Below are 1,661 nucleotides of genomic sequence, written 5' to 3' on the forward strand. Positions count from 1 at the left end.
GACCGGTTGGCCGAGACGAAGACCACGGTGTCGGCCGGGATTTCCTCGCTGCGCGCGACGTGGTGGATCGGCCCGATCACGGACTTTCCAGCCGCGATGCTGCGCAGTTCGTGCCGGATGACCACGCGGAAGTCCCTGGCGTGGAGCCTGGTCAGGATCGCGTCGGTGCGCGTCGCCGGGTCGAGTTGCGGGGCGAAGGCGAGGAAGCGGGTCACGTAAGTGACCGAGAGGCCCTTTTCGAGCAGGTAATCGGCGGCGGCGATTGCCTCGTAGTGCCCGACATCGTCGTAGACCAGGGCGTGCTTGCCCAGGTTCTCGTTGTTGGAGGTGAGCAGGTCAAGCGAGGTGAGCACGTGCGGCAGGTCGAAGCCAGTGATCGGCTGGGCCTGGTTGGTGATCTGGAGGCCATCGCCGCGCGGCCACGAGCCTGTGGCGACAACGACGGCATCCGGGTTTTCGCCGCGGACATCGTCGGCATCGAAGTAGGTGTTGGTGCGGACGTCGACGCCGAGCCGATAGACTTCGCTCTCGAGCCATGTCGCGATATCGCCCAGCGTGTGCAGGCGGGGGGCGCGGCGGGCGACGTTGACCAGGCCGCCCAATTGCGGGCTGGCCTCGACCAGGGTCACCTTGTGGCCCTGTAGCGCGGCCACGCGGGCCGCCTCCATTCCCGCGGGTCCTCCACCGACGACCAGCAGGCGCATGGGCGTGTCAGTCTTGGCGAGCAGATCGTCAGCCAGCACGCCTTCGAACCCGGCGGCGGGGTTCACCGCGCAGCCGAGCGGGAAGCCGCGCGCCACCTGGCCGATGCAGCCCTGGTTGCAGGCGATGCACGGGCGGACCTGTTCGGGATGGCCGGCGCGGGTCTTGGCGACGATGTCCGGATCGGCGATGTGCGCGCGGGTCATCGCCACCATGTCGGCCTGGCCCTGGCGGATGATCTGTTCGGCTTCCTCGAGCGTGCGGATGCGGCCGATGACGATCGTCGGCACGGTGGCGACCGAGGCGATGTCGACCGACGAGGGCAACTGGTAGCCCGAAGGCTGGTCCATCGGGGCGATGATCGAGCTGCTGGTGTAGTAGTCGCCCAGCGAGCAATCGGCAAAATCGATCAGCTTCTCGCGCTCGAAGATGCCGATCATCTGCTTGATCTCTTCGGCGCCGAGACCCTCGGGCTCCTCGCTGGCGCTGATGCGAACGCCGACCGGATAGCCATTGGGCACGATGGCACGGACCTCGCTCAGGATCCGCTTGGGCAGTCGCAGGCGGTTTTCGAGGCTGCCGCCGTATTCGTCCTCACGCCGGTTGGTCAGCGGCGAGAGGAACTGATGCAGCAGGTAGCCGTGCGCGAGGTGGATCTCGACGCCATCGACCCCGCCTTCGACGCAGCGGCGGGTGGCCGCGACAAAGGATTCGACCAGTTCATCGATCTGCCAGCGGGTCATCGGCTGGGAGGTGAAGGGGTGGATCGGGCTCGACATGTCCGAAGCCGACCAGGGCGGGCCACCGGTAGGGTTGGGATAGATCGCGCCGCTGTGCCACAATTGCTGGAACACCTTCATGCCGGTCGGCCGGATCGCGTCCATCAGCTTGCGGTATTCGTCGATGATGCTGTCGTCGAGACTGGCGAGCGAGGGCAGGCCGGTCGGGTGGGTGCTGGC

Annotated in this window: 1 protein-coding gene; it reads right to left on the reverse strand. The window is 67.1% G+C overall.

From position 1 onward, the window contains the following. Positions 1-1,661: oxidoreductase (locus B5X69_RS20660; protein WP_079640339.1), on the reverse strand; the 1,661-nt coding region annotated here is incomplete at both ends.

The organism is Sphingopyxis flava (assembly GCF_900168005.1).
In the GTDB taxonomy this organism is placed as follows: Bacteria; Pseudomonadota; Alphaproteobacteria; order Sphingomonadales; family Sphingomonadaceae; genus Sphingopyxis; species Sphingopyxis flava.